Source organism: Nocardioides furvisabuli (assembly GCF_021083185.1).
Taxonomy (GTDB): domain Bacteria; phylum Actinomycetota; class Actinomycetes; order Propionibacteriales; family Nocardioidaceae; genus Nocardioides; species Nocardioides furvisabuli.
The window spans coordinates 38883-64350 of sequence record NZ_JAIGQB010000005.1; the positions used below are offsets into that span (position 1 = coordinate 38883).

A 25468-nucleotide genomic window follows, 5' to 3' on the forward strand; every position below is an offset into this window, starting at 1 on the left:
CAGCGCCTACAACCCCAGCATCCGCCCGATGATCTCCTTCTGGATCTCGGTCGTGCCGCCGTAGATCGTCTGGATCCGCGAGTCGGTGTAGGCCTTGGAGATCGGGTACTCGTCCATGTAGCCGTAGCCGCCGTGCAGCTGCACGCCCGCGTCGACGACGCGTTTCTGCAGCTCGGTGGTCCACCACTTCGCCATCGACGCCAGCGAGGTGTCGACGGTGCCGGCGTTGAGGCGCAGCACGCAGTCGTTGATGAAGACCCGCGCGATGTGGGCCTCGGTGGCCATCTCGGCCAGCACGAAGCGGTTGTGCTGGAACTTCCCGATCGGCTTGCCGAACGCCTCGCGCTCCTTGGCGTAGGCCAGGCACAGGTCGAGGACGTGCTCGATCGCCGCGACCGCGATGCAGCCGATGGAGATGCGCTCCTGCGGCAGGTTCTCCATCAGCGCGATGAATCCCGAGCCCTCGGCGCCGAGCAGGTTCTCCTTCGGCACGTGCACGTCGGTGAAGGAGAGCTCGGCGGTGTCCTGGGCGTGCAGTCCCATCTTGGCGAGGTTGCGCCCGCGCTCGAAGCCCTCCATCCCGCGCTCGACGACCAGCAGCGAGATGCCCTGGTGGCCGGCGTCGGGGTCGGTCCGGCAGACCACGACGACGAGGTCGGACAGGATGCCGTTGGAGATGAAGGTCTTCGACCCGTTGAGGACGTAGTGGTCGCCGGCGTCGACGGCCGTCGTACGGATGCCCTGCAGGTCGGAGCCCGCGCCCGGCTCGGTCATCGCGATGGCGGTGACCAGGTCGCCGGAGACGCAGCCGGGCAGCCAGCGCTCCTTCTGCTCAGCCGTGCCGAGGGAGGAGATGTAGGGGACGATGATGTCGGTGTGCACGGCGAAGCCGGGGCCTGATGCGCCGGCCCGCGCGGACTCCTCGGCGAGCACCATGTTGTAGCGGAAGTCCTTGACGCCGGGCCCGCCGTAGGCCTCGTCGACGTCGAAGCAGAGCAGCCCGCGCTCGCCGGCCTTGCGCCAGATCTCGCGGTCGACGACGCCGGCCTCCTCCCACGCGGCGTGGTGGGGCGCGACCTCCTTGTCGAAGAACGCACGCGCGACGGCGCGGAAGTCCTCGTGCTCCTGCTCGAGGATGCTGGGGCGCTCGGGCATCAGGACACCCACTCCTTCACCTGTGCCACGGTCGCGGCGGGGTCGTCGCTGACGGGGGTGATGTTGAGGTCGGTGACGCCGGCCTCGGCGAAGGCGGCGATCCGCTCCTTGACGTAGGACTCCGGGCCGACGAGGTTGGCGGCCTCGAGCCACTCGCTCGGGACGAGCGCCTCGGCCTCCTTCTTCTTGCCGGAGAGGTAGAGGTCCTGGATCTCCTCGGCCTCCTTCTCGTAGCCGTAGGCGCGGGCCACGTCGTTGTAGAAGTTCTTGCCCTTCGCGCCCATCCCGCCGACATAGAGGGCGAAGATCGGCCGCGCGAAGTCGAGCAGCGCCTTGGTCTCCGGTCCCTCGCCGATGGCGAGCATGCCGCCGGCCATCACCTGCAACGGCGCGAGCCCGTCGAGGCGCTTGGCGTTGCCGGCGGCGAGTGCGTCGCCCCAGACCAGGTGCGCCTTCTCCGGGTGGAACAGGTGCGGGATCCAGCCGTCGGCGATCTCGGCGGTCTGCTCGACGTTCTTCGGGCCGAGCGCCGCGATCCAGATCGGGATGGTGTCGCGCTCGGGTCGGGTGAGCAGCTTGAGCGGCTTGCCCAGCCCGGTGACCGCGCCGTGCTCCTTGGTCAGGGGCAGGTGGAAGGTGCCGTCGGCGACCAGCGGCTCGCGCTTGAGGCCGCGGCGGATGATCTCCACGACCTCCGCGGTGCGCGCCATCGGCTTGGAGTAGGGGACGCCGTGGAAGCCCTCGATCACCTGCGGGCCGCTCACGCCGAGACCGAGGATCGCGCGTCCCTGGCTGACGTTGTCGAGGCCGGCGGCGGTCTGCAGCAGCGCACCGGGGGTGCGGGAGTAGATGTTGAGGATCCCCGAGCCGATCTGCACCGTCTCGGTCTTCGCCGCCAGGTAGCCCATCAGCGTGGGGGAGTCGAAGCCGTACGCCTCCGCGACCCACACGCTGTCGAGCCCGGCGCGCTCGAGGGCGACCACGTCGTCGGCCGCCTTGCGCGGGTTGCCGTCGTACATCAGGAGGGTGGCGAGGCGCATGCACCAATCGTGACAGTGGAACTGTCACGGTGCAAGGGTCAGCCTTCGACGTGCGCCGCGCCCTCCAGCACGGCCGCCACGGCGTGGGACGTCGGCGGGACGCCCAGCAGCGTGGCGGCGACGAACTCCGCGGCGTAGGTCTCGAAGGTCCGGCCGTGGCGCAGCATGGCGTGCCGGGCACCGGGCACCGGGACGTAGCCGACGGACGCGTCGCGTCCGAGGCGGCGCGACAGGTCGGCGGACCGGGACGGGAGCGCGATGCGGTCGTCCGTGCCGTGCACGACCATCACCTGTCGGCCGGTCAGGTCGACCCGGTCGGTGGGCAGCACCCACGGGTTGAGCGCGACCACCGACCGGACCTGCGGAGCGTCGCCACCCAGCAGCGCGGCCCGCCCGCCGAGCGAGTGTCCGACGAGGGCCACCGGCACGTCGCCGTGCTGTTCGACGACCCGGTCGAGTGCCCACGCCAGGTCCATGACCGGGGTGGTCTGCGCGTCCCACCCGCGGTGCGAGTTGAGCAGCCGGTGGACGGCCAGCCGCGAGCGGCCGGCGCGGGCGATGCGCCACGCGACCGGCACCATCCGCAGCACCGACAGCTGCGTCGGGCTCACCATCGTGCGCTCGCCCCGGCTGGCCCCGCCGTGCAGCACGACCACGACGCCCTCGGCGTCGCGGGGTGTGCGGACAGGGACGAGCCGGGCGCCGGTCACCCGGGCAGGCCAGGGATCCGGGCGGCGACGCCCTCGAGGACGTTGTCCGAGCGCTGCTGCTCGCCGAGCTTGGCGTCGACGAGGATGATCGCGCCGGTGAGCGCCGGCACGGCCCACTGCAGGAGGTGCAGCTGGCGCTGGGCCTGCGCGACCTCGGGCGGCGTGGCGGCAGCAGGCTCGGTGCCCGACTCCGCGGGCACGGCCCGGTGCTCCGAGACGCGCTTGCCGAGGACGCGGCTGTACGCCGTCACGCCGAGGGCAGCGGCCATCAGGCCGGTCTTCAACATCGAGGCACCGGCCACGCCGGACTGGCCGGCGACGCGACCCTTGTTGCCGAGCAGCAGCCCGGTGCTGCCGAGGACGTGCGCGCCGATCGCGGCGGCGTTGACGGGGGTCCAGCGGTCCCAGCCGTCGTTGGCGACCGATCCGACGCGCGTCGGCGACTCGGCCTCACCGGCAGCGGGGTTGAGGGCGACGGCGTTCGCCAGCGTGCCACCGAACCAGGCGGCGAGGCCGAGGTCGTTGAGGGAGCGGGACAGGGTGTTGTCGGACAAGGAATCTCCAGACGTCGGGGGATGAACCGACTCCGTACCCGGGAGCCGGTCGCTCATTCGCCGATCGTCGGAGGAGCTTCAGCGGCCGAGCCCCACCACGACCTCGGCCCCCGGCAGGTCGGCCAGCAGGCGGCCGGGCACCAGCAGCTTCGAGCGGCGTACGCCGCTGCCGAGCACGACGACGGGCTCGTCGAGCAGCGCCTCGTGGACCAGCAACCGCCACGCCGACGGCAGCCCGACCGGGGTGATGCCGCCGTGCTCCATCCCGGTCTCCTCCACGGCCCGGTCCATCGGCAGGAAGGACGCCTTGCGGACGTCGAGCATCTTGCGCACGAGCGTGTTGACGTCGGCACGGGTGTCGGCGCGGACCACGCACGCGGCGATCCGCTCGTCGCCGCCGCGGCTCCCGGCGACCACGACGCAGTTGCCGCTGGCCGTCATCGGGATGTCGTAGGCCTGGCTCATCGCCGCCGTGTCGGCGAGGTCGGGGTCGATGTCGACCACCGCGACCTCGCTCGCCCCGGACCATTCGGCCAGGGCTGCGGCGACAGGAGCCGCCACCAGCGTGTGGTGGTCGGCGGCCGGCAGGGAGGCCAGGGTCGGGAAGCTCGGGAGTGTCACGCGGTCATCATGCGCCATTCACGTCCGCGTCACCGCCCGGTCCCGCGCGCCCGGCACGGTGGTGCCATGACGGTGACCCGCGAGGCGCTCGAGATGGCCCCGTCGTTGGTCCTCTCGCCCGCCGTGGTTGCGCACCGCGGCGCCAGCGGGCACCGTCCCGAGCACACGCTCGACGCCTACCGGACCGCGATCCGCATGGGCGCCGACGACATCGAGCTGGACCTCGTCTCCACCCGGGACGGGGTGCTCGTGGCCCGTCACGACCTCGAGCTCAGCGCGACCACCGACGTCGCGGGTCGCCCCGAGCTCGCCCACCTCCGCCGCACCGTCGTCGTCGACGGGGAGGAGCAGCACGGCTGGTTCGCCCACGACCTCACCCTGCGCGAGCTCAAGACGCTCACCGCCCGCGAGCGGATGCCGCTGACCCGTCCCGCCAGTGCGGCGTACGACGGGGCCGAGGGGGTGGCGACCCTCACCGAGGTCCTGGCGATGGTCGGCGCCGAGTCGGCGCGGCGCGGACGTGCCGTCGGGGTGCTGCTCGAGCTCAAGCACGCCGCCCACCACGACGCGATCGGGCTGCCGCTCGACGTACCCCTCCTGCGCGAGCTCGCCCGCCACGGCCTCGACCACCCGTGGGCGCGGGTGTCGCTCATGTCGTTCGAGACCACCATCCTGCGCCGACTCGCGGGGCGCACCCGGCTGTCGCTGGTCCAGCTCCTCGGCTCGCTGCACCGGCGCCCGGCCGACCTGGAGGCGGACGGCGACCCCCGCACCTACGCCGACATGGTCTCGCCCGAGGGCCTGGCCTGGATCGACGACTACGCCGACGTCATCGGGCCGCACACGTCCCTCGTGCTGCCGCGCGACCGGACCGGCGCGATCGGCGCCCCGTCCCGGCTGGTCCGCGACGCGCACTGTCGTGGCCTCACGGTGCACGTGTGGACCGTGCGCGGGGAGAACCGCTACCTGCCGACCAACCTGCGTCGCGGCACGGCCCCCGACGCGCTGGGCGACATGGCCGGCGAGGTGCGCGCCCTCCTCGCCGCCGGCGTCGACGGCGTCATCACCGACCATCCCGAGGCCGCCCTCGCCGTCCTGCGCGAGGGCGTCGTGGCCGTCGGACGCTGACCCGTCACGGAGCGTTCACCGGGGCGTGCCGCGGACGCCGTCCGGGGCGGGAAGTCTCGACGCCATGACCTCTCGGAAGGCCCCCGCGGCCACCCTCGCCCTGGCGCTCGCCGCCACCCTCACCTCCCTCTCGGCCCCTGCCTCCGCCGCACCCGCTGCTCCCGCCGAAGCCCGCGAGACCTCGCTCGTGGAGCCGATCCTGATCGGGCACCGCGGCGCCTCGGGCTACCGCCCCGAGCACACGCTCGCCGCCTACCGCCTTGCCATCGCGCAGGGCGCCGACCACATCGAGCCCGACCTCGTCAGCACGAAGGACGGCGTCCTCGTCGCCCGCCACGAGAACGAGATCAGCGGCACCACCGACGTCGCCGTCCACCCCGAGTTCGCCGACCGCCGCACCACCAAGGTCATCGACGGCCGCCCGGTGACCGGCTGGTTCACCGAGGACTTCACCTACCGCGAGCTGCGCACCCTGCGCGCGAAGGAGCGGCTGCCGCAGGTGCGCCCCGACAACACGGCGTACGACGGCCAGGAGCGGATCCCGACGCTCGACCAGGTCATCAGGCTGGCCCGCCGCGCGGGCGTGGGCATCTACCCCGAGACCAAGCACCCGTCGTACTTCGACTCCATCGGCCTGTCGCTGGAGGAGCCGCTCGTCGCGGCCCTGGAGAAGCGCAAGCTCGACGACGCCGACGACCCGGTCATCATCCAGTCCTTCGAGGTGTCGAACCTCCGCGAGCTCGACACGATGGTGGACGTCCCGCTCGCCCAGCTCGTCGACGCCTCGGGCGGACCGGCCGACCTCCCCGGCACGACGTACGCCTCGATGCTCACCCCCGCGGGCCTGCGCACGATCGCGACGTACGCCGACGGGCTGGGCGCCAACAAGTTCGTCGTGCTGCCGCGCGGTGCCACTACCCCGACGGCCGTCGTCGCCGACGCCCACGCCGCCGGGCTGGTCGTGCACGTGTGGACCCTGCGGCTGGAGAACCAGTTCATGGACGCCCGCTTCAGGAGCGGCACCGATCCCAACGCTGCCGGCGACCTGGCCGCGGAAGCGCGGGCCTTCCTCGACGCCGGTGTCGACGGCATCTTCAGCGACCACCCGGACGTGGTGGCCGAGGTCCTCGACGCGCGCTGATCGCGGGGGCGGGGCGGGCGTAGGCTCGGGTCGTGACGCACGAATCCGCCGCCTCGTCCGCCCTGCTCGAGCGCATCCGCGCCGCGGTCATCGGGGACGACCAGGTGATGCAGGGACCCTACGGCCCGCGCCGCGTGACCTACGCCGACTACACCGCGTCCGGCCGCAGCCTCACCTTCATCGAGGACTTCATCCGTGCCGAGGTGCTGCCGGCCTACGCCAACACCCACACCGAGGCGAGCGGCACCGGCCTCCAGACGACCCGCCTGCGCGAGGACGCGCGGCGGATCATCCGCGACGCCGTCGGGGGCGACGACGAGACGGTGGTGGTGTTCTGCGGCTCCGGCAGCACCGCCGCGATCGACAAGCTGATCGGCATCCTCGGCCTGCGGATACCGGCCGGTCTCGACGACCAGTACGACCTCAGCGCCCAGATCCCCGCCGACCAGCGCCCGGTGGTGTTCATCGGACCCTTCGAGCACCACTCCAACGAGATCCCGTGGCGCGAGACGATCGCCGACGTCGTGACGATCCACGAGGACGCCGACGGCCGGGTCTCGCTCGACCACCTGCGCGAGGAGCTCGAGGCGCACGCCGACCGGCCGCTGAAGATCGGGTCGTTCTCCGCGGCCTCCAACGTCACGGGCATCGTCACCGACACCGAGGGCGTGGCCGACCTGCTCCACGAGCACGGCGCGCTGAGCTTCTGGGACTTCGCCGCGTGCGCGCCCTACGTCGACATCGAGATGAACGGCCCCGGCCGCTCGCGCAAGGACGCGATCTTCATCAGCCCGCACAAGTTCATCGGCGGCCCGGGCACGCCCGGGGTGCTGGTCGTGCGCCGCGAGCTGATGACCAACCGGGTCCCGGTCGTCCCCGGCGGCGGCACGGTGATGTACGTCAACCCGACCGAGCACCGCTACCTCGACGACCCGGCCCACCGCGAGGAGGGCGGCACCCCCGCCATCGTCGAGTCGATCCGCGCCGGACTGGTCTTCCAGCTCAAGCAGGCCGTCGGCGTCGAGACGATCCAGGCCCACGAGGAGGAACTGCTGAGCCGGGCGGTGGAGGCGTGGGTCGCCGAGCCGACCATCCAGATCCTCGGCAACCTCGGCTCCCAGCGGCTCTCGATCGTCTCCTTCGTCATCAAGGCGCCCGACGGGTCCTACCTCCACCACAACTTCGTGGTCGCGCTGCTCAACGACCTCTTCGGCATCCAGACCCGCGGCGGCTGCTCGTGCGCCGGCCCCTACGGCCACCGGCTGCTCGACATCGACCTCGACACCAGCCACCAGTTCGAGGCGCAGATCGCCGGCGGGTGCGAGGGCATCAAGCCCGGCTGGGTGCGGGTCAACTTCAACTACTTCGTCGACGAGGAGGTCTTCTCCTACGTCGTGGAGGCGGTGCGGCTGGTGGCCCACGACGGCTGGCGGCTGCTCGGCGACTACCGCTTCGACCCGCTCACCGGCCTGTGGCACCACCGCACTGGACCGGTGGAGCCGCCGCTGCGCCTCGCGGACGTGTCGTACGCCGCAGACGGGGCCATGACGTGGCCCTCGCACACGATGACGGCCCCCGCCTCGGTGCTCGGGGAGCACCTCGACGAAGGCCGCGCGATCATGGCCGCCGCGTCGCCGCCGGACTGGTCGGACGCCGCGCACCTCGGTGCGGACTTCGACGGCCTCCGGTGGTTCGCCCTGCCGGCCTGCTCGTTGGGCTAGGCGCGTCCCTCGCCCGCGCGCAGGGAGCCCCAGACCGTCGCCGCGAGACCGGCGGCGCCGGCCACGATCCACGGGATCGGCATCAGCCACCGCAGCTCCTCGTCGTCGACGACGTCGCCCTGGACGAGGGCCCACACCAGCACCATCCCGGCGAAGGCGACACCCATCACGAGGTGCCCGACGTTGACCGGGTGGAAGCCGCTCGGCCGCTCGGGGGCGTCGAGGGGGCCGACCATCGGCTCGTCGTAGCCGTGGAGGCCGGTGTCGTGGCTGCCGGGCTCGTTCATGCCTGTGCTCATCTCGGTGCTCCTCAGGCTGCTTCGCGGACGATGACCTCGCCCACGAACAGGTCGATGGTGATGGACATGTCGGGGACCTCGTCGCCGCCGTCGCGGAATCCGTCGAGGTTGACGTCGAGTCCGTCGCGGCGCTCGTCGAAGACCCGGCTGTCGCCGGCGAACAGATCGGTGCGCACGGTGACGTCCACGCCGTCGGGGACCACCACCTCCACGCGGCCGCCGACGCCGTCGACGGTCACGGCACGCCCGTCGAGCGAGTCGACGTCGGAGACGGCGGACAGGTCGAGGGTGAGCTCGCCGCCGCCGAGGTCGTAGGAGTCGCGGACCTCGGCGGCGCTGGTCGGCGCGTAGGTGAGCCGGTCGTCGGGGAAGCTGCTCGTGGCGGTGGTGGCCGCCGTCGCCAGGGCGGCGACCAGGCCGAGGGCGATCAGGCCGCCCGCGCGGCCCCAGAAGGCACCGATCACGAGCATGGCCGCGGTGATGCCGAGGGCGAGGGCCGGGTAGGCGCTGTCGGCCACCCCGACGCCGGCGAGGTCGACCACGCCGAGGACGCCCTCCGCGAGCGCGATGAGCGCGACGGTGAAGAAGAAGAGGAGGGGGCCGCGGCGGCGCGGGTTGCGGTACTGCCGCGGTGCCCGGGCGTACGGCTCCGGCTGCTGCCACGCGCTCTGGTCCCACCCGGACTGCTGCCAGGCTGTCTGGTCCCACCCGGCGGGGTCGAGCCCGGTCGTGTGGTCAGGCTGCTGCTCCGTGCCGGGCGCGGTCGGACCGGCGTACCCGTAGCCGGAGCGGGCGGTGGAGCGGTCCTTGCGGTTGAGGAACCAGATGACGATCGCGGCGACGATCGCCAGCGGCCACGGGAACCAGTACGCCCCCGCCCAGTCGCCGACGGCGCTGAGCAGCGCGAGGACGCCGACGCCCGCGAGGGCGAGCGAGCGGCTGCGCAGGTCGAGGCCGAGCGGCTGGTCGTCGGTGCCCTCCTCGGGCACGAGGAGCCAGGCGCCGACGTAGGCGATGAGGCCGGCGCCGCCGAAGAAGACCCCGACGACCAGCGCGACGCGGATGATGATGACGTCGACGTCGAGGTGTCGGGCCAGCCCGCCGGCGACGCCGGCGACGTGGCGGTCGGTGACGCTGCGCCGCAGCCGGCCGAGGTCCTTCATCTCCTCGCGGCTCACGCGGGGCCCGGCGGGAGCGGACGGGGTCGGCTGCTCGTCCGTGCCGGTGGGGGTGGTGCTCGGGGTGTCCATGGCACCACTCTGCTCGCCTGCGACTCCCGCCACCATCGGGGACAGCCCTGATTCGCGGCGGTGCTGCGGAGGAGGCGACTCAGGGTCGGCTCGGGGTCTGTCCTCATGGTGGCGCGGGCGGCGCCCTGCGACGATGGAGCCACGATGACGCAGACCTCCCCGCCCCGCAGCAGCCGCTCGCGCCGCGCCTTCCGCGACCTGTCGTCGCCGATCGCCGGTGGCGTCGCCGGTGGCCTCGCGGTGCACCTCGCGGTCCCGGTGCTGTGGGTGCGTGGCTTCTTCGTCGCCACGGCGTTTCTCGGTGGCTTCGGGCTGATGCTCTACGCCGGGCTGTGGATGTTCCTGCCCGCCGACCAGCGCTTCGAGGTGGGCGCGCCCGGCCTCGAGAGCGCGTCGCGCACCGGCAAGCGCCCCGGTCGCCGCTCGCGGCTGCGCGACGCGGGACCGGCGATCGCCCTCGGGGCGCTGTTCTTCGGCGTCGTGCTCGGCTTCGAGGGCATCTTCGGCCAGGGCGCGCTCTTCTGGCCGGTCGTCCTCGGCGTCTCCGGCATCGCGCTGCTGTGGCGCCAGGCCGACGAGGCGCAGCGCGAGCGCTGGACCGACACGACGGGACGCATCGACCCGTTCCGCGCCGTCTTCGGCAACGGTGGCTGGGCGGCGTACGGCCGCATCGCCGCGGGCCTGGGGCTGATCCTCTCCGCCCTCATCGTCTTCGCGGTCGCGGCCGGTCAGGCCCGCTTCGCCGTGCCCGTCGTGGTCGCCGGGCTGCTGGGCCTGCTCGGCCTGGCCATCGTGGTCGGGCCGTGGGCGCTGCGCCTGGTCGACGACCTCAGCGCCGAGCGCGCCGAGCGGGTGCGCACCCAGGAGCGGGCCGACATGGCCGCCCACCTGCACGACTCGGTCCTCCAGACCCTCGCCCTCATCCAGAAGAACTCCCACGACGCCACCACCGTCGCCCGGCTCGCCCGCTCCCAGGAGCGCGACCTGCGCCAGTGGCTCTTCGAGGCCGAGAGCTCCGACGCCACCACGCTGGCCGGTGCGCTCAAGGAGATGGCCGCCGACGTCGAGTCCCAGCACCCCGTGGTCGTCGACGTCGTCACGGTCGGCGACTGCCCCGTCGACGAGTCGCTGCGCCCCCTCGTGCACGCCGCGCGGGAGGCGGTGGTCAACGTCGCCAAGCACGCCGGCACCAAGCGCGCCGACGTCTACGCCGAGACCTCGGACGAGGCCGTCGACGTCTTCGTCCGCGACCGCGGCGCCGGCTTCGACCCCGCAGCCGTGGCGATGGACCGCCACGGCGTGCGCAGCAGCATCGTGGACCGGATGACGCGCCACGGCGGTCGGGCGGACGTACGCTCGGCGCCGGGCGAGGGCACCGAGGTCAGGCTGCACATGCCCCGCACCACACCGCGCGCCGGCCACAGCGGCCAGGCAGCAGACGAGGAGAGCCGATGAGCCAGCCCACCCCCGAGACCGGCCCCGTGCGGGTCGTCCTGGTCGACGACCACGCGATGTTCCGGGGCGGGGTCCGTGCCGAGCTCGCCGCCACGGGCGCCGGGGTCGTGGAGGTCGTCGGCGAGGCCGCCGACGCGGACGCCGCCGTCGCGGTGGTGCGCGAGCTCCGCCCGCAGGTCGTGCTCCTCGACGTGCACCTGCCCGGCGGGGGAGGCGTGGAGGTGATGCGCCGCCAGCCCTCGACCGACACGCTCTACCTCGCGCTGTCGGTGTCCGACGCCGCGGAGGACGTCATCGGCACCATCCGCGGTGGCGCCCGCGGCTACGTCACCAAGACGATCACCGGGCCCGAGCTGGTCGACGCGATCGTGCGGGTCGCGGGTGGTGACGCGGTCTTCTCACCCCGCCTGGCCGGCTTCGTCCTCGACGCCTTCGCCGGGTCCATCGACGTCGCCGCCGTCGACGAGGACCTGGACCGGCTCACCGAGCGTGAGCGGGAGGTGATGCGCCTGATCGCCCGCGGCTACGCCTACAAGGAGGTCGCCAAGGAGCTGTTCATCTCGGTGAAGACGGTCGAGACCCACATGTCGTCGGTGCTGCGCAAGCTCCAGCTCTCGAGCCGTCACGAGCTCACGAAGTGGGCCTCGGACCGGCGCCTGCTGTAGGCGGTCCCGGTCGCCCGATCGGGTGGGGGACGTTTGACAGACGACACGCCCGGGCGCTGGGGTCGGGTGACCAGTCCCCACTCTCGGGAAGTGAGGCCCCCGTGGCCGACTCCGCCACCGTTCCCCGTCCTGACCAGGACGACAGCGAGCTCAAGCGTTCGATCACCGGGCGGTTGCTGTTCTTCTACACGCTCGGCGACGTGCTCGGATCGGGCATCTACGTCCTCATCGGCCTCGTGGCCGCAGCGGTCGGCGGGGCGTTCTGGATCGCCTTCGCGCTGGGCGTGACGGTCGCGGCGATCACCGGTGCGGCGTACGCCGAGCTGGTGACCAAGTACCCGCAGGCAGCCGGCGCCTCGCTCTACGTCAACAAGGCCTTCGGCAACCGGCCGCTCACCTTCTTGGTCACCGTCTCGTTCCTGGCCGCCAGCATGGCGGCGTCGGGCTCGCTCGCCGTCGGCTTCGCCTCCTACTTCGAGACGCTGTGGTCGGCTCCGCCGGCGCTCCTGGTGTCGCTCGTCTTCGTGGCGCTGCTCGTCGTGGTCAACTTCGTCGGCATCACCGAGTCGGTGTGGATGAACATGCTGATGACCTTCGTCGAGGTCGCCGGACTGCTGATCGTGCTCATCATCGGCATCGTCCACATCGCGCAGGGCGGCGCCGACTTCGGCGTGCTCACGCGGATCGACACGAGCGGCGACTACGGCAGTCCCGCGCTCGCCGTCCTGGCCGGCATCGCGTTCTCGTTCTTCGCCATGACGGGCTTCGAGAACACCGCCAACGTCGCCGAGGAGACCATCGACCCCTACAAGGCCTTCCCGCGCTCCCTGGTCGGCGGCATGGTCGTGGCCGGCGTCGTCTACGTGCTGGTGTCGATGGCGGCCGCGCTCACCGTGCCGACCGAGACCCTGGCCACCTCCGACGCCGCGCTGCTCGAGGTCGTGAAGCAGGGCATCCTGCCGTTCTCGACCGAGCTCATGACGACGCTCTTCTCCGTCATCGCGCTCATCGCGATCACCAACACCACGCTCGTGACGGTCGTGACGCAGCCCCGCGTGCTCTACGGCATGGCTCGCGAGGACGTCGTCCCGGGCGTCTTCGCCACGATCCACCCGGTCCGCCGCAGCCCGTGGGTCGGCCTGATCTTCTCCGGCGCCGTCGTGGCCTCGCTGCTGGTCATCGGGACGCTCGTCACGGAGGCCGGCGGCGGCATCGACCTCGTCGGCCGCCTGGCGACCGTCACCGTCGTGCTGCTGCTCGCGATCTACGCCATCGTGATCGTCGCCTGCCTGAAGCTGCGCGGCCAGGACGAGGACCACCCGTTCTTCCGGGCCAACACGCCGCTTCTCTTCGTCGGGCTGCTGGGCAACCTCGCGATCCTCTACTTCACGATCTACGACGACCCCTACTCCCTCATCTGGTGTGCCGGACTGCTGGGGGTCGGCCTGGTCCTGTTCCTCGCCGAGTACTTCTTCGGCAGCCGGGGCACCGGCGCCAAGACGCCCGACCTGACGGAGGTCTGAGATGCACGTCATCGTCGCCACGGACGGCTCGCGGCAGTCGCTGGCCGCGGCCAGGCAGCTGAAGGCGTTCGCCGACCCGGCCAAGATCACCGACGTCTCCGTCGTCGCCGTCGTCCGTCCGCTGGCCTCGGTGGCCTTCGCCGACGACCTCGCTGAGGGCAAGCTGGACGGCTCGTTCCGCGACGCCGCCCGGAGCGCGGTCGACACGATCGCCGCCGTCTACGACGGCTGGGGGCCGAAGGTCCACAAGCGCATCCGCAGCGGCTCCGCGGCCAACGAGATCATCAAGGCGGCCAAGCAGTACGACGCCGGCCTGGTCGTCGTGGCTGCGGGCGGTCGGGGCCTGAGCGACAGCGTGCTGGTGGGCAGCACCGCGCAGCGCGTGCAGCACTACGCGCCCTGCCCGGTGCTCGTCGTACGCCCCGCGCCCCGGAGCAAGAAGTAGGCGACGCCGGCCGTAGGATCGCGCCATGGAGACCCTGCGGCTGGTGCTGCTCTTCGTCCACATCCTCGGTTTCGCCGCCCTGCTCGGTGGCCTGCTGGTGCAGCTGCGCTCGGAGCCGAAGGTCGTCAACTCCCTCATGCGCGACGGCAGCGGGACGGCCTTCCTCGCCGGCCTGCTCCTGGTCGGCGTCCTGGAGAGCCTCGGCTCGCCCGACCACGCCAAGATCGGCGTGAAGTTCGCCGTCGGGCTGGTGATCCTGGTCCTGGTGATGGTCAACATGCGCAAGCCGAGCATCCCGCAGGGGCTCTACTTCGGGCTCCTCACGCTCACGGTCGCCAACATCGCGGTCGCGGTGTTCTGGTCGCCCACCCACGCCTGATCCACAGGAGCGGGCGGGGCCTCCCGCTGTCCCACCTCCCGCATAGGCTTGGCCGGTCATGAGTCCTACCGATGCCGCCCTCGTCGACCACCCCCTCCTCGAGGGCCTCAACGACCCCCAGCGCGCGGCGGTGACCCATGCGGGCGCCCCGCTGCTCGTGGTCGCCGGTGCGGGCTCGGGCAAGACCCGTGTGCTGACCCGCCGCATCGCCTGGCTGATCAACGAGCGCAAGGCCCACCCGGGCTCGATCCTGGCCATCACCTTCACCAACAAGGCCGCGGCCGAGATGAAGGAGCGCGTGCAGGAGCTGGTGGGCAACCGCGCCCGCATCATGTGGGTCTCGACCTTCCACTCCTCGTGCGTGCGGATCCTGCGCAAGGAGATCGACCGCGTCGGCTTCAAGTCCAGCTTCTCCATCTACGACGCCGCGGACTCCAAGCGCCTGATGACCCTGGTGCTGCGCGACCTCGAGCTCGACCCCAAGCGCTACCAGCCCAACGCCGTGCTCAACTGGGTCTCGGACCAGAAGAACGAGCTGCGCGACCCCGAGGACGTCACCAAGGAGGCACGCAACAGCTTCGAGGAGGCCTACGCCAAGGCCTACACCCACTACCAGCGCCGCCTGCGCGACGCCAACGCCCTCGACTTCGATGACCTGATCATGACCACGGTCCACCTGCTGCAGGCGTTCCCCGACGTGCGGGAGAACTACCGCCGCCGCTTCCGCCACGTGCTGGTGGACGAGTACCAGGACACCAACCACGCCCAGTACAGCCTCATCCAGCAGCTGTGCGGACAGTCCTTCGAGCAGGAGGACGCCGCGGGGGAGCGGGTCGAGCCCAGCGAGCTCATGGTCGTGGGCGATGCCGACCAGTCGATCTACGCCTTCCGCGGCGCCGACATCCGCAACATCCTCGACTTCGAGCAGGACTTCCCCGACGCCACGACGATCCTGCTGGAGCAGAACTACCGCTCCACGCAGACGATCCTGTCCGCGGCCAACGCGGTGATCGGCAACAACCGCAGCCGCAAGCCCAAGCGGCTGTGGACCGATGCCGGGGAGGGCGCTCGCATCGTCGGCTACGTCTCCGACGACGAGCACGACGAGGCCCGCTTCGTCAGCCAGGAGATCGACACGCTCGTCGACGACGCCGGGGTCCGCCCTGCCGACGTGGCCGTCTTCTACCGCACCAACGCCCAGTCGCGCGTCTTCGAGGAGGTGTTCATCCGCACCGGCCAGCCCTACAAGGTCGTCGGTGGGGTCCGCTTCTACGAGCGCAAGGAGGTCCGCGACGCGCTGGCCTACCTCCGGGTGCTGGTCAACACCGCCGACGAGATCTCCCTGCGACGGGTGCTCAACACCCCCAAGCGCGGCATCGGCGACCGTGCGGAGGCCTGCATCGCCGCGCTCGCCGAGCGCGACCGGACGACCTTCTGGGAGGCTCTCACCCGCGCCGCCGAGGCGCCCGGCCTGGCCACCCGCAGCCTCAAGAACATCGAGGCCTTCGTCGCGATCATCCAGGAGCTCCAGTCGATGGTCGAGGCCGACGAGCGCCCCGACGTCATCTTGGAGTCGGTGCTCGAGCGCTCGGGCTACCTCGCCGAGCTCGAGGCCAGCGACGACCCCCAGGACGACACGCGCGTGGAGAACCTCGCCGAGCTCGTCGCGGTCGCGCGCGAGTTCGCCGAGGACCCCCAGCCCGGCCCCAGCGCGGACCCCGCCGAGGTCGAGGCCGGCACGGTCGCGGTCGGGCTCGGCGACTTCCTCGAGCGCGTCGCGCTGGTCGCCGACGCCGACCAGATCCCCGACTCGCCCGACGGTGACGACTCCGGCGTCGTCACGCTGATGACGCTCCACACCGCCAAGGGCCTGGAGTTCCCGGTCGTGTTCCTCACCGGGCTGGAGGACGGCGTCTTCCCTCACCAGCGCTCGCTGGGCGACCAGCCCGAGCTGGAGGAGGAACGCCGCCTGGCCTACGTCGGGCTCACCCGCGCCCAGCAGCGCCTCTACGTCTCCCGGGCCCTCGTCCGCTCCGCGTGGGGTGCCCCGAGCCACAACCCGGCCAGCCGGTTCCTCGACGAGCTGCCCGTCGACCTCGTCGACTGGCGTCGTACGGCTGCCGAGCAGACCCGCTGGGGCCGCGCCGACCACGCCGGCGGCTCCACCCGCCTCGGCGCACCCACCGAGGCCGGTCGGCGCAACTTCTCCTCCGCCGCGTTGCGTGCCGACGCCGCCGCCAAGGCCAAGCCGGCGCGCGAGATCCCCAGCCTGGCGCCGGGCGACCGGGTCCTGCACGACTCGTTCGGCATGGGCACCGTCGTGGCCGTCGACGGCGTGGCGGAGAAGTCGGTCGCCTCGATCGACTTCGGCTCCGACGGCGTCAAGCGCCTGCTGCTGCGCTACGCGCCGGTCGAGAAGCTGTAGCCCCGGTCACCTGCTGAGTGGTCGAGCAGGCCGCGAGGGACGAGCGGGCGTATCGAGACCCGGCTGCGTGGCTCAGGTGGTCACGGAACGATGCCGTGCTCGACGAAGGCCTGGAACGGGTCGACCGGACCGCCACCGCCGGGACGCACCTCGAGGTGGAGGTGGGAGCCGGTGACGTTGCCGGTCGCGCCGACGGTGCCGATGGTCTCGCCGCCGTTCACCCGGTCGCCCACCGAGACGTAGATGGAGGTCTGGTGGCAGTACCAGATCTCGGTGCCGTCATCGAGGGTGACGACGGTCTTGTTGCCGTAGGCGCCGTCGTAGCCGGTCTCGGTGACGGTGCCGTTGGCCACCGACAGGATCGGGTCGCCGGAGTTGGCGTTGAAGTCCAGGCCGGTGTGGTAGCTGGCCCAGAGGCCGTACTGGCCGAAGGTCGCGGTGATGCCGTAGCTGTTGAGGGGGAGAACCCACTTGTTCTCCTCGATCTTCGCCGCCTGAGCCTCGGCCGCCTCGCGCATCTCGTCGAGCTTGGCAGCGCGCTCGGTCATCTGCTTCTCGGCGAGGGCGAGCAGCTCGGGGTCGCTCTCCTCGCTCGCTTGGCGGGTGCCGTCACGGCTGACGATCACACCGCGGCGCGACATGGTCTGGCCGGCCACCGAGCCGATGGAGCCGCTCGCCTCGACCCGGGAGCCGGCACTTGCCAGGGCCGACGTGCCGGCGGTGGACGCGGTGACGGCGCCGCCTGCGGAGATCGCGAGGACTGCGACCCCGGCCACGAGGGGCAGCGACGGCAGCCGGACAGGGGACCGCCGCGGCGGCGTTGCGGCACGGCGCTTGCCGTGCACAGGTGCGGCTGGTGCCGAGGTGCGTCGCCGGGGAGCGCGCTCCGCTCGGTGGTTGCCCATAGGGGTATTTACCAATCTGCCGGGTCAGGGGGGTCGGGTCGGCAAGACCGCGCACGACTGTAACGGATAGATCACGGGATCGGACAATGCCCGGAAAAAAGATGGAGAAATCGCGCATACGGTCGCTATGCGGACACCCGCGCGCGGGAATCAGGCCCGCGCGGCCCGGTAGCGCTCGAGCGCCTCCGTGCGCTCGTCCGCGTGGTCGACGATGCGGCGGGGGTAGTCGTGCTCGTAGCCGACGTCGGACTTCCAGGGCTCGTGGGCGGCCTTGCCGGGAAGGTGGGCCAGCTCGGGCACCCAGCGGCGTACGTAGTCACCCTGCGGGTCGAACTTGAGGCCCTGCGTGATCGGGTTGAAGACCCGGAAGTAGGGCGAGGCGTCCGTGCCGGTGCCGGCCACCCACTGCCAGCCGTGGTTGTTCGACGCGACGTCGCCGTCGATGAGCAGGTCGAGGAAGTGTCGGGCGCCGACGGGCCACCAGACGTGCAGGTCCTTGGTGAGGAAGGACGCGGTGATCATCCGGAGCCGGTTGTGCATCCACCCCGAGTGGAGCAGCTGGCGCATCCCGGCGTCGACGATCGGGTAGCCGGTCGTCCCGGTGCGCCAGGCCTCGATCGCGTCCTCGGGGTCGTCGTAGCGCATGCCCTCCAGGGTCGGCTTGAGGTCGTGCCACGCCGAGGCGGGCTCGTGCCACAGGACGTCGGCGTAGAACTCGCGCCAGGCGATCTCGGTGGCCCAGGTCGAGCCGGTGTCGATGTCGGCGAGGAGCGAGCGCGGGTGCAGCACGCCGAGGTGGAGGTACGCCGAGAGGCGCGAGGTGCCGTCGTGGTCGGGGCGGTCGCGCTCGGTGGGGTAGTCCTCCAGCCCACCGTCGCGGAACTCCCGCCAGCGGCGCCACGCGGCGTCCTCACCGGCCCCGGGCAGGTCGAACGGCGCGTCGGCAACCGCCGCCTCCATCATGTCGAGCGCGCGCTGGTCGGAGTCGGCCGGCGCCAGGTCGGGGGAGCGGGGCGTGTGCGCCGGCTCCGGCCACCCGTGCTCGCGCCAGGCCCGGGCGAAGGCGGAGAACACCTGGTAGGCGCCGCCGCTGCCGTTGCGGACCAGCCCCGGCCCCACGGCGTACGGCGAGCCGGTGGGGACCAGGTCGACCTGCGAGCCGATCGCGTCGTCGCGGCGGCGTCCGTAGGGCGTGGTCTCGGCGCAGACGTGCACCCGGCGGCCGTCGGCCACCCGCGGCACCACCTCGCGGGGGTCGCCGAGGTGGACCGACAGCGGGATGCGTTCGGCGAGGGCGAGGACGTTGGCCGACAGCCAGGCGCGGCGGGCGGGGCCGGCGCCCTTCCACAGCGCCGGGTCGAGCACGAACAGCGCCGTGACCGTGCCCTCCTCGAGTGCGGCGAGGAGGGCCGGGTTGTCCCGGACCCTGAGGTCGCGCCTGAACCACATCACCGACGACTTCTCCGAGGACATGGCCTCAACGTAGCCGGGGGTGACCACCACCACGCTCACCCGACCTCGTGCGACCCCCGTGAGGAGGTCTAGGGTGCCGAGAGGGAAACCCCGCCACTGTTCGCAGACGAAAAGGACTGGTCACCTCGTGGACCTGATGGAATTTCAGGCGAAGGAGCTCTTCGCCAAGCACGGAGTCGCAACCACGCTGGGTGTGGTCGCCGACACCCCCGAGGCTGCTCGCGCCGCCGCGGAGGAGATGGGTGGCGTCACCGTCGTCAAGGCCCAGGTCAAGGCCGGCGGACGCGGCAAGGCGGGAGGCGTGAAGATCGCCAAGACCGCCGACGAGGCCGAGTCCTACGCCCGCGACATCCTGGGCATGGAGATCAAGGGCCTCACCGTCAACCGGGTCCTGGTGGTCCCGGCGACGCCCCCGGTCGAGGAGTACTACTTCTCCTTCCTGCTCGACCGCTCGAACCGCTCGCACCTGTGCATCGCCTCGGTCGAGGGCGGCGTGGAGATCGAGGAGGTCGCCAAGACCAACCCCGACGCCGTCGCGAAGATCCGCGTCGACGCGCTCGAGGGCGTGACCCCCGAGAAGGCCGCCGCGATCGTCGACGAGGCCAAGTTCCCCGCCGAGCTGCGCGACCAGGCCATCGAGATGGTCCAGGCGCTGTGGAAGGTCTACGTCGAGGAGGACGCCACCCTCGTCGAGGTCAACCCGCTGGCGCGCCTCGAGGGCGACAAGCTCGAGGCCCTCGACGGCAAGGTGTCGCTGGACGACAACGCCTCCGAGGTCCGCCACCCCGACCACGCGCAGTTCGAGATCCGCGAGGAGGCCGACGCGCTGGAGTCGAAGGCCAAGGACAAGGGCCTCAACTACGTCAAGCTCGACGGCCAGGTCGGCATCATCGGCAACGGCGCGGGCCTCGTGATGAGCACCCTCGACGTCGTCGCCTACGCCGGCGAGGCGCACGGCGGCGTGAAGCCCGCCAACTTCCTCGACATCGGCGGCGGCGCCAACGCCCAGGTGATGGCCGACGGCCTCGACGTGATCCTGGGCGACGAGCAGGTGAAGAGCGTGTTCGTGAACGTCTTCGGTGGCATCACCGCCTGCGACGAGGTCGCCAACGGCATCAAGGGCGCGCTGGAGATCCTCGGCGACGAGGCCTCCAAGCCCCTCGTCGTGCGCCTCGACGGCAACAACGTCGAGGCGGGTCGCCGCATCCTCGATGAGCTCAACCACCCGCTGGTCACCCAGGTCGACACGATGGACGGCGCGGCCGACAAGGCCGCCGAGCTCGCCCACCAGGCCTGAGAGAGAACTGGACACAATCACATGAGCATCTACCTCAACAAGGACTCCAAGATCATCGTCCAGGGCATGACGGGCGGCATGGGTGCCAAGCACACCACCCTCATGGTCGAGTCGGGAGCGAACATCGTCGGCGGCGTCAACGCCCGCAAGGCCGGCACGACCGTCGAGCTCGGCGGCAAGGAGCTGCCCGTCTTCGGCACCGTCGAGGAGGCGATGAAGGAGACCGGCGCCGACGTGTCGGTGGCCTTCGTGCCGCCCGCGTTCACCAAGGACGCCTGCTTCGAGGCCATCGACGCCGAGATCCCGCTCCTCGTGGTCATCACCGAGGGTGTGCCCGTCCTCGACACCGCCGAGGTCGTGCAGTACCTCGAGGGCAGGTCCACCCGGATGATCGGCCCGAACTGCCCGGGCATCATCACGCCGGAGGAGTCGCTGGCCGGCATCACGCCGCACACGATCGCGGGCAAGGGGCCGGTCGGCCTGGTCTCGAAGTCCGGCACGCTGACCTACCAGATGATGTTCGAGCTGAAGGACTTCGGCTTCACGACCGCCATCGGCATCGGCGGTGACCCGATCGTGGGCACCACCCACATCGACGCGCTCGAGGCCTTCGAGAACGACCCCGACACCTTGGCGATCGTGATGATCGGCGAGATCGGCGGAGACGCCGAGGAGCGGGCCGCGGCCTACATCAAGGACCACGTCACCAAGCCGGTCGTCGGCTACGTCGCCGGCTTCACCGCGCCGGAGGGCAAGACCATGGGCCACGCCGGCGCCATCGTGTCGGGCTCCTCGGGCACCGCGCAGGCCAAGAAGGAGGCCCTCGAGGCCGCCGGGGTCAAGGTCGGCAAGACGCCGTCCGAGACCGCGGCCCTGATGCGGGAGATCCTTCAGAACCTCTGATCGAGGCTCGCGCCAGAACCCTCCAGACGGCTCCGCAGGTCCACCTGCGGGGCCGTCTGGCTTTCGTGGCGCGCAGGTCGCTTGGCCTCCCAGAGCACGCGCCACACCACGTGTGCGCCGATCAGGCGTACGGGCGCGACGGCGCGGCGCGGCGCGGAGGGCAGCGTGGGGCAGGCCGAGCTGGCCAGCGTGGATGGAATGGACATGGTTGTTAGCACCCCGTTCTCGTGAACACACACATCGCCGGAAGGATCTCTTCCGTGGTCCCCGTGACCCCGTCGGCCTGCTCGTCCAGCGATGCGAGCGAGCCCTCACCGTATGTCGCGACGAGCAGGCGGGCCGAACCGACCCGGGTCGACGTCTCGGGTCCGGCGGACGGCGTGGCCCCGTCCTCGAAGATCACCATCGCGTCGACGGTGGCGCGCAGCGGCTCGACCGTGGAGGCGACGCCCTCGTCGGACGGCCACCGGCCGTAGGTCGAGGTGACCAGCAGCGCAGCGCCGACCGGGACGACGTGGAGGACGGTCGCGCCGCCGCCGGATGCCCCGTCGAAGGCGTAGTTCTGCACGAGCGTGGTGGCCGGGGCGGCTCCGAAGGGTGACTCCCGCACCTCGGTCAGGGTCTCCACGCCGGCGTCGCCGCCGTCGCGCGGGTCGCACTCCGCCGGCAGGTCGGTGAAGGACCGCGCCACCTCCTGTGCCTGCTCGGGGGTCCCCAGGAGCACCAGCTCGCGCGTGTCGGCCGACTCGCCGCCGCTGTCGTCCGCGACCATCCGGTCGCGCAGGCCGAGCCCGCGCAGGGGCTCGGTCCCACACAGCGACAGGTCGCGCAGGCCGGTGCCGCTGCGCGAGGTCGCGACGATGTCGGAGGGCCCGCCCATGCCGGCGGACAGTGCGAAGTCGTCGGGGATCGCGGTGCCGGTCTTCACCGAGGCCTCACGGGCGCTCGCGTCGGCGGCGCTGTCGACACCGCCGGTCATCGAGGCGTCGACCGGGCCCCGGTCGCCGCAGCCGCCGAGCGTCAGCAGGCAGGCGACGGCCCCGGTGACGAGCGGTGCGCGGAACCTCATGCACGTTGAGACACTCGAGCAGGGCAAAAGGTTGCGTCGCGGACCTCAGCCGGCGTTGTCGAGCGCGGCGAGGCGCTCCTGCACCCTGCCGGCGAGGGCGATGAAGTCAGGACGCGACATCGTCATGTTGCGGTCCGGGGCGAAGCCGAGCTGGGAGACCGCCGAGCCGTCGCGCACGACTGCCATCAGGAACGGGAAGGACTGGCGGTCGTTGAGCTCGATCGTCAGCGCCCACACGCTCAGGTCGGTGGCCTGCGACGACGAGGACTCCAGCTGGGTCACGGTGGTGCCGAGGTTGGCTCGGCCGCACTCGCGGATCCGCGTGCGGACCTGCTCGACGAACGAGCGGGCGCGGGCCTGCTCCATCTTCCCGACCGTCTGGGTGAGGCCGAGCTGCGAGGCGTTGGGGGTCTCGGGAAAGAGGAAGGTGCGCGTCAGGGCCCGACGGATGCCCTTGCCGGTGAACGTGGTGCGGTCGCACCTGGTGGCGGCGTAGTTGTTGCGGGCCTTCTCCGGATCGGTGCCGACCCACGGGCCACGGACGGCTGCCACGGGCGGGAGGTCGACGACCGACAGCAGCCCGGGCGGCGTACCGACGTCGAGCGGTCCCGTGGCCCGGGCCCGGGCGCGGCCGGCGCACGTGCCGGCCCCCTCGGACCCGCACACGGCGTTCACGGCGGCGGCCAGCCCGGTGAGGACGGCCTTGTCCGAGGCGGCGCGCCCCTGGCTGCGTACGACATGGGTGACCACGAGGCTGCCGGTGCGCGCGGCGCCCACGGTGACCGTGGCCGGCTGCTTGCCCCACGAACGGAGCCGGAAGGTGCGGGCCTCGTCGCCGACCCGCTTGACCGTGCGCGTGGACAGCAGCTGCGTGCGCGGGTCCGCGCACCCGGCGAACCACAGCGACGCGGTGTCGAAGCCGCGCGCGGCCTGGCGCGGTCCGCGTGACATCTCGACCATCTGCACGGCGGTCGACTCCACGCGGCTGACCCGGCGCTTCTTCGTGCGCCGGTCCTCGCCCTTGCCCACGGTGCGGCGGACCACGCGCGTCGCCGAGCCCTCCCACGTGCGGGCCAGCGCGGTGACCCCGTCGGGGTCGGAGAAGCGCTCGCGCTGGCACGGGGCCAGCAGCCCGTCGCCGGACAGGTTGTCGGTGGTCGCGGTCTCCTCCCAGTCCAGGCCGGCGCCGAAGCGCGACATCTGGGGGGCCGACAGCAGGGCGGACTCGCCGATGATCTCCTCGCCCGCGGAGTCGTCCACGGGGGCGTGGACGGTGACGCCGGCGCTGGCCTTCTCCTCGTCGAGACTGGTCGCCTCGGCGCCTGCGCCGGTCGCCACGAGGGACCCCGACACGACGAGCGCCGCGGTTGCCAGCCCTGCCCCGATGACGGTGTGCGTGCGCCGTCGCGCCGAGCCCGATCGGCGGACCGCGGTCGCGCGCGGCCAGCGGATCTCCTCCAGCGGCGCGGCGAGGTCGTGCAGCAGGCGCGACACCTCCGTGGTCGGCGCGTCGCGGTGCAGCGCGAACTGCGCGGTCGCCGTCTGCAGCTCGCGCTCGGCGTCGCCACGCGGCAGGCCGACCTCGCGGGCGAGGTCGGCGAGGGAGAGGGCGGAGAGGCCGTTGAGCACGAGGAGCTCGCGTTGGCGCGCGGTCAGCTTCGACAGGGCGTCCAGGGTGCTGCGGGCATCGGGGTCGAGCGACTTGTCGCGGTGCCAGATGCGCGCGGTGTGGCGCCGGCGCGCCCGGCGCAGGGCGATCGGGCGGACGTAGGCGTCGCGGTCGTCGAGGAGCGCGACCTTGCGCCAGTGGTGCCAGGCCACGACGAAGGCGTCCCGGACGGCTGCACGTGCGGCAGGCGCGTCACCGGTGAGCGCGTAGGCCTCGTGCAGGAGTCGGGTGCGGGTCTCGACGTAGTAGGCGTCGAACGTCTCGGGGCTCCTCATGACCGCTCCACGGTACGGGAGCCGACCACGGCGCGCACATCCTCTGCTGATCCCGTGGGGGATCTCCGGGGGCGGCGTGGGAGCACGATCATCACCGCGGCCCGGGTGATGATGGGACGGTCATGACGTCGCTCCTCACCCGACCCGACAGCGCGCGGGCCACCCCTGCCCGACAGCGCCCGCTGGTGCTGGTCGCGACCCTCGGGGGAGTGCTGGCTGCCCTGGGTCCGCTGGTCGTGCTGCTCGCGGTGGGCGTGATCGGCTGGTTCATCACCGACGCAGGCGTGCACGGGACCCCGCGCGACGGCATGCGGGTCGGTGCCCTGGCCTGGCTGGCCGGGCACGGGTCCGGCGTGACGGTCATGGGTGCCCGGGTGACGCTCGTGCCCCTGGGCATCACCGCGATCTCAGCCTGGTCGATGTGGCGCCTGGGCCACCGGGTCGGCGACGCGGTGTCCGGTCACGGTCCCGACGCCGACCGCATCTCCGACGGCGAGCGGGACTTCACCGTCCCCACCGCCGTGGTCACCTTCTTCGCCGGTTACGCCGTCGTGGCGGTCGTGGTCGCCACGCTCGCTGCCGGAACCACGGTCGACCCGTCCGTGCCCCGGGTCCTCGCGTGGAGCCTGGCGATGACGGCATTCGTGGCGGCACCCGCCATCGCGGTCGGGTCCGGCCGTGCCGCGATCTGGGCGGCGTTCCTGCCCGCCACGGTCCGCGCCGGGGGCGCTGTCGCCGGCGCCGTCCTCACCTCCCTGCTCGTGGTCTCGACGCTGGTGTTCCTCGTCGCGCTCGGCCTGTCCTTCAGCGACGCGGCCACGACGGCCGCCCAGCTGCACCCGAGCCCGTCCGAGATCGGCCTCTACTCGCTCCTCAACACCGCGCTGCTGCCCAACGCCGCGCTCCTCTGCGGCGCATTCCTGCTCGGCCCCGGCTTCGTCGTCGGTGGCGCCACGCTCGTCTCGCCCGCCGCCGTGGTGCTCGGGCCGCTCCCGGCGCTGCCGTTGCTCGCTGCGCTGCCCGCCGTCGGTACGCCGCCCGCCTGGGTCGGCACGCTGATGGTCGTGCCGCCGCTGGTGGCCGCCGTCGCGGCGCTGCGCACCCTGCGCGGCCGCCCGCTGACCTGGGACCGCATCGCGCTCGCCGGGTGCGGCGGCGGACTCGTCGCCGGTGTCGGGTTCGCCGCGCTGGCCGCCCTGTCCGGCGGCGCCGCCGGCCCGGGCCGGATGCGCTTCGTCGGTCCGCTGGTGCCCGACGTCCTCGTGCACGCGGTCACCGCCTGTGGTGTCGGCGCACTGCTCGGCGCAGCCGTGGTGTCGCTCCAGGCGTGGCGCGCCGCGCGCGCCCGGGTGGACGAGGACTGAGC

Annotated in this window: 23 protein-coding genes; 12 read left to right on the forward strand and 11 right to left on the reverse strand. The window is 72.2% G+C overall.

Features of this window, described 5'->3' with window-relative positions; translation table 11 throughout:
* Positions 1-6: 6 nt before the first annotated feature.
* The 5 genes from K4G59_RS11240 to K4G59_RS11260 form a co-directional block, all read right to left on the reverse strand.
* A complete protein-coding gene (locus K4G59_RS11240; protein WP_231251152.1) occupies positions 7-1155 on the reverse strand; it encodes an acyl-CoA dehydrogenase family protein in 1149 nt (382 codons plus the stop codon).
* Positions 1155-2195, reverse strand: a complete 1041-nt coding sequence (locus tag K4G59_RS11245) for an LLM class F420-dependent oxidoreductase (protein WP_231251153.1) — start codon at positions 2193-2195, stop codon at positions 1155-1157. The genes K4G59_RS11240 and K4G59_RS11245 overlap by 1 nt, the downstream gene beginning before the upstream one ends.
* Positions 2196-2233: 38 nt before the next feature.
* Positions 2234-2905, reverse strand: a complete 672-nt coding sequence (locus K4G59_RS11250) for an alpha/beta hydrolase (RefSeq protein WP_231251154.1) — start codon at positions 2903-2905, stop codon at positions 2234-2236.
* Entirely contained in the window at positions 2902-3459 is a 558-nt protein-coding gene (locus K4G59_RS11255) for a hypothetical protein (RefSeq protein WP_231251155.1), read from the reverse strand. The genes K4G59_RS11250 and K4G59_RS11255 overlap by 4 nt, the downstream gene beginning before the upstream one ends.
* 78 nt (positions 3460-3537) lie before the next feature.
* Positions 3538-4080 carry a YbaK/EbsC family protein gene (locus tag K4G59_RS11260; protein WP_231251156.1) on the reverse strand — a complete coding sequence of 181 codons (543 nt, stop codon included), beginning with the start codon at positions 4078-4080 and terminating at the stop codon, positions 3538-3540.
* A 66-nt stretch (positions 4081-4146) separates the two neighbouring features.
* Here K4G59_RS11260 and K4G59_RS11265 point away from each other — a divergent pair, with 66 nt between their 5' ends.
* From K4G59_RS11265 to K4G59_RS11275, 3 genes are all read left to right on the forward strand, one after another.
* Positions 4147-5208: a glycerophosphodiester phosphodiesterase family protein gene (locus K4G59_RS11265; protein ID WP_231251157.1), complete on the forward strand. Its 1062-nt coding sequence runs from the start codon at positions 4147-4149 to the stop codon at positions 5206-5208.
* Positions 5209-5272: 64 nt separating this feature from the next.
* Positions 5273-6349 carry a glycerophosphodiester phosphodiesterase gene (locus K4G59_RS11270; protein WP_231251158.1) on the forward strand — a complete coding sequence of 359 codons (1077 nt, stop codon included), beginning with the start codon at positions 5273-5275 and terminating at the stop codon, positions 6347-6349.
* Positions 6350-6381: 32 nt separating this feature from the next.
* The gene (locus K4G59_RS11275) at positions 6382-8070 is read left to right on the forward strand and encodes an aminotransferase class V-fold PLP-dependent enzyme (protein ID WP_231251159.1); all 1689 of its coding nucleotides are present in this window, start codon (positions 6382-6384) and stop codon (positions 8068-8070) included.
* Here the strand turns inward: K4G59_RS11275 and K4G59_RS11280 are convergent.
* A complete protein-coding gene (locus K4G59_RS11280; protein ID WP_231251160.1) occupies positions 8067-8369 on the reverse strand; it encodes a hypothetical protein in 303 nt (100 codons plus the stop codon). The genes K4G59_RS11275 and K4G59_RS11280 overlap by 4 nt on opposite strands.
* 11 nt (positions 8370-8380) lie before the next feature.
* A complete protein-coding gene (locus K4G59_RS11285; protein ID WP_231251161.1) occupies positions 8381-9619 on the reverse strand; it encodes a PspC domain-containing protein in 1239 nt (412 codons plus the stop codon).
* 144 nt (positions 9620-9763) lie between these two features.
* Between K4G59_RS11285 and K4G59_RS11290 the strand changes: the two genes are divergently transcribed.
* From K4G59_RS11290 to pcrA, 6 genes are all read left to right on the forward strand, one after another.
* Positions 9764-11074 carry an ATP-binding protein gene (locus tag K4G59_RS11290; RefSeq protein ID WP_231251162.1) on the forward strand — a complete coding sequence of 437 codons (1311 nt, stop codon included), beginning with the start codon at positions 9764-9766 and terminating at the stop codon, positions 11072-11074.
* The gene (locus K4G59_RS11295; RefSeq protein ID WP_231251163.1) at positions 11071-11739 is read left to right on the forward strand and encodes a LuxR C-terminal-related transcriptional regulator; all 669 of its coding nucleotides are present in this window, start codon (positions 11071-11073) and stop codon (positions 11737-11739) included. Before K4G59_RS11290 ends, K4G59_RS11295 begins: the two co-directional genes overlap by 4 nt.
* A 101-nt stretch (positions 11740-11840) precedes the next feature.
* Complete coding sequence (locus K4G59_RS11300; protein WP_231251164.1) at positions 11841-13262, forward strand: APC family permease; 1422 nt, start codon at positions 11841-11843, stop codon at positions 13260-13262.
* A 1-nt stretch (position 13263) separates the two neighbouring features.
* Positions 13264-13707 carry a universal stress protein gene (locus tag K4G59_RS11305; RefSeq protein ID WP_231251165.1) on the forward strand — a complete coding sequence of 148 codons (444 nt, stop codon included), beginning with the start codon at positions 13264-13266 and terminating at the stop codon, positions 13705-13707.
* Positions 13708-13732: 25 nt separating this feature from the next.
* On the forward strand, positions 13733-14086 hold the full coding sequence (locus K4G59_RS11310; protein WP_231251166.1) for a hypothetical protein: 354 nt from the start codon (positions 13733-13735) through the stop codon (positions 14084-14086).
* A gap of 58 nt (positions 14087-14144) precedes the next feature.
* Entirely contained in the window at positions 14145-16511 is a 2367-nt protein-coding gene (gene pcrA, locus K4G59_RS11315) for a DNA helicase PcrA (protein ID WP_231251167.1), read from the forward strand.
* 80 nt (positions 16512-16591) lie between these two features.
* Here pcrA and K4G59_RS20505 read toward each other — a convergent pair whose 3' ends face one another.
* Complete coding sequence (locus K4G59_RS20505; protein WP_231251168.1) at positions 16592-17287, reverse strand: M23 family metallopeptidase; 696 nt, start codon at positions 17285-17287, stop codon at positions 16592-16594.
* 279 nt (positions 17288-17566) lie between these two features.
* Complete coding sequence (locus K4G59_RS11325) at positions 17567-18889, reverse strand: cryptochrome/photolyase family protein (protein WP_231251169.1); 1323 nt, start codon at positions 18887-18889, stop codon at positions 17567-17569.
* A gap of 127 nt (positions 18890-19016) precedes the next feature.
* Here K4G59_RS11325 and sucC point away from each other — a divergent pair, with 127 nt between their 5' ends.
* Both sucC and sucD read left to right on the forward strand, forming a co-directional pair.
* A complete protein-coding gene (gene sucC, locus K4G59_RS11330) occupies positions 19017-20186 on the forward strand; it encodes an ADP-forming succinate--CoA ligase subunit beta (protein WP_231251170.1) in 1170 nt (389 codons plus the stop codon).
* A gap of 21 nt (positions 20187-20207) precedes the next feature.
* Positions 20208-21089 (forward strand): succinate--CoA ligase subunit alpha, encoded by an 882-nt coding sequence (gene sucD / locus K4G59_RS11335; protein ID WP_231251171.1) that lies wholly within the window; start codon positions 20208-20210, stop codon positions 21087-21089.
* A 211-nt stretch (positions 21090-21300) separates the two neighbouring features.
* Here the strand turns inward: sucD and K4G59_RS11340 are convergent, their stop codons facing one another.
* Together K4G59_RS11340 and K4G59_RS11345 are read right to left on the reverse strand one after the other, a co-directional pair.
* The gene (locus K4G59_RS11340) at positions 21301-22158 is read right to left on the reverse strand and encodes a hypothetical protein (protein WP_231251172.1); all 858 of its coding nucleotides are present in this window, start codon (positions 22156-22158) and stop codon (positions 21301-21303) included.
* 45 nt (positions 22159-22203) lie between these two features.
* Complete coding sequence (locus tag K4G59_RS11345) at positions 22204-24102, reverse strand: SigE family RNA polymerase sigma factor (protein ID WP_231251173.1); 1899 nt, start codon at positions 24100-24102, stop codon at positions 22204-22206.
* Between the two features lie 122 nt (positions 24103-24224).
* Between K4G59_RS11345 and K4G59_RS11350 the strand changes: the two genes are divergently transcribed.
* The gene (locus K4G59_RS11350; RefSeq protein WP_231251174.1) at positions 24225-25466 is read left to right on the forward strand and encodes a cell division protein PerM; all 1242 of its coding nucleotides are present in this window, start codon (positions 24225-24227) and stop codon (positions 25464-25466) included.
* Positions 25467-25468: the final 2 nt, after the last annotated feature.

Coding starts and splice junctions, on each gene's coding strand:
- K4G59_RS11240 (WP_231251152.1), bottom strand. CDS start 1,155: ATGCCCGAGCGCCCCAGCATCCTCGAGCAGGAGCACGAGGACTTCCGC.
- K4G59_RS11245 (WP_231251153.1), bottom strand. CDS start 2,195: ATGCGCCTCGCCACCCTCCTGATGTACGACGGCAACCCGCGCAAGGCG.
- K4G59_RS11265 (WP_231251157.1), top strand. CDS start 4,147: ATGACGGTGACCCGCGAGGCGCTCGAGATGGCCCCGTCGTTGGTCCTC.
- K4G59_RS11270 (WP_231251158.1), top strand. CDS start 5,273: ATGACCTCTCGGAAGGCCCCCGCGGCCACCCTCGCCCTGGCGCTCGCC.
- K4G59_RS11280 (WP_231251160.1), bottom strand. CDS start 8,369: ATGAGCACAGGCATGAACGAGCCCGGCAGCCACGACACCGGCCTCCAC.
- K4G59_RS11285 (WP_231251161.1), bottom strand. CDS start 9,619: ATGGACACCCCGAGCACCACCCCCACCGGCACGGACGAGCAGCCGACC.
- K4G59_RS11290 (WP_231251162.1), top strand. CDS start 9,764: ATGACGCAGACCTCCCCGCCCCGCAGCAGCCGCTCGCGCCGCGCCTTC.
- K4G59_RS11295 (WP_231251163.1), top strand. CDS start 11,071: ATGAGCCAGCCCACCCCCGAGACCGGCCCCGTGCGGGTCGTCCTGGTC.
- K4G59_RS11305 (WP_231251165.1), top strand. CDS start 13,264: ATGCACGTCATCGTCGCCACGGACGGCTCGCGGCAGTCGCTGGCCGCG.
- K4G59_RS11310 (WP_231251166.1), top strand. CDS start 13,733: ATGGAGACCCTGCGGCTGGTGCTGCTCTTCGTCCACATCCTCGGTTTC.
- pcrA (WP_231251167.1), top strand. CDS start 14,145: ATGAGTCCTACCGATGCCGCCCTCGTCGACCACCCCCTCCTCGAGGGC.
- K4G59_RS11325 (WP_231251169.1), bottom strand. CDS start 18,889: ATGTCCTCGGAGAAGTCGTCGGTGATGTGGTTCAGGCGCGACCTCAGG.
- sucD (WP_231251171.1), top strand. CDS start 20,208: ATGAGCATCTACCTCAACAAGGACTCCAAGATCATCGTCCAGGGCATG.
- K4G59_RS11340 (WP_231251172.1), bottom strand. CDS start 22,158: ATGAGGTTCCGCGCACCGCTCGTCACCGGGGCCGTCGCCTGCCTGCTG.
- K4G59_RS11345 (WP_231251173.1), bottom strand. CDS start 24,102: ATGAGGAGCCCCGAGACGTTCGACGCCTACTACGTCGAGACCCGCACC.
- K4G59_RS11350 (WP_231251174.1), top strand. CDS start 24,225: ATGACGTCGCTCCTCACCCGACCCGACAGCGCGCGGGCCACCCCTGCC.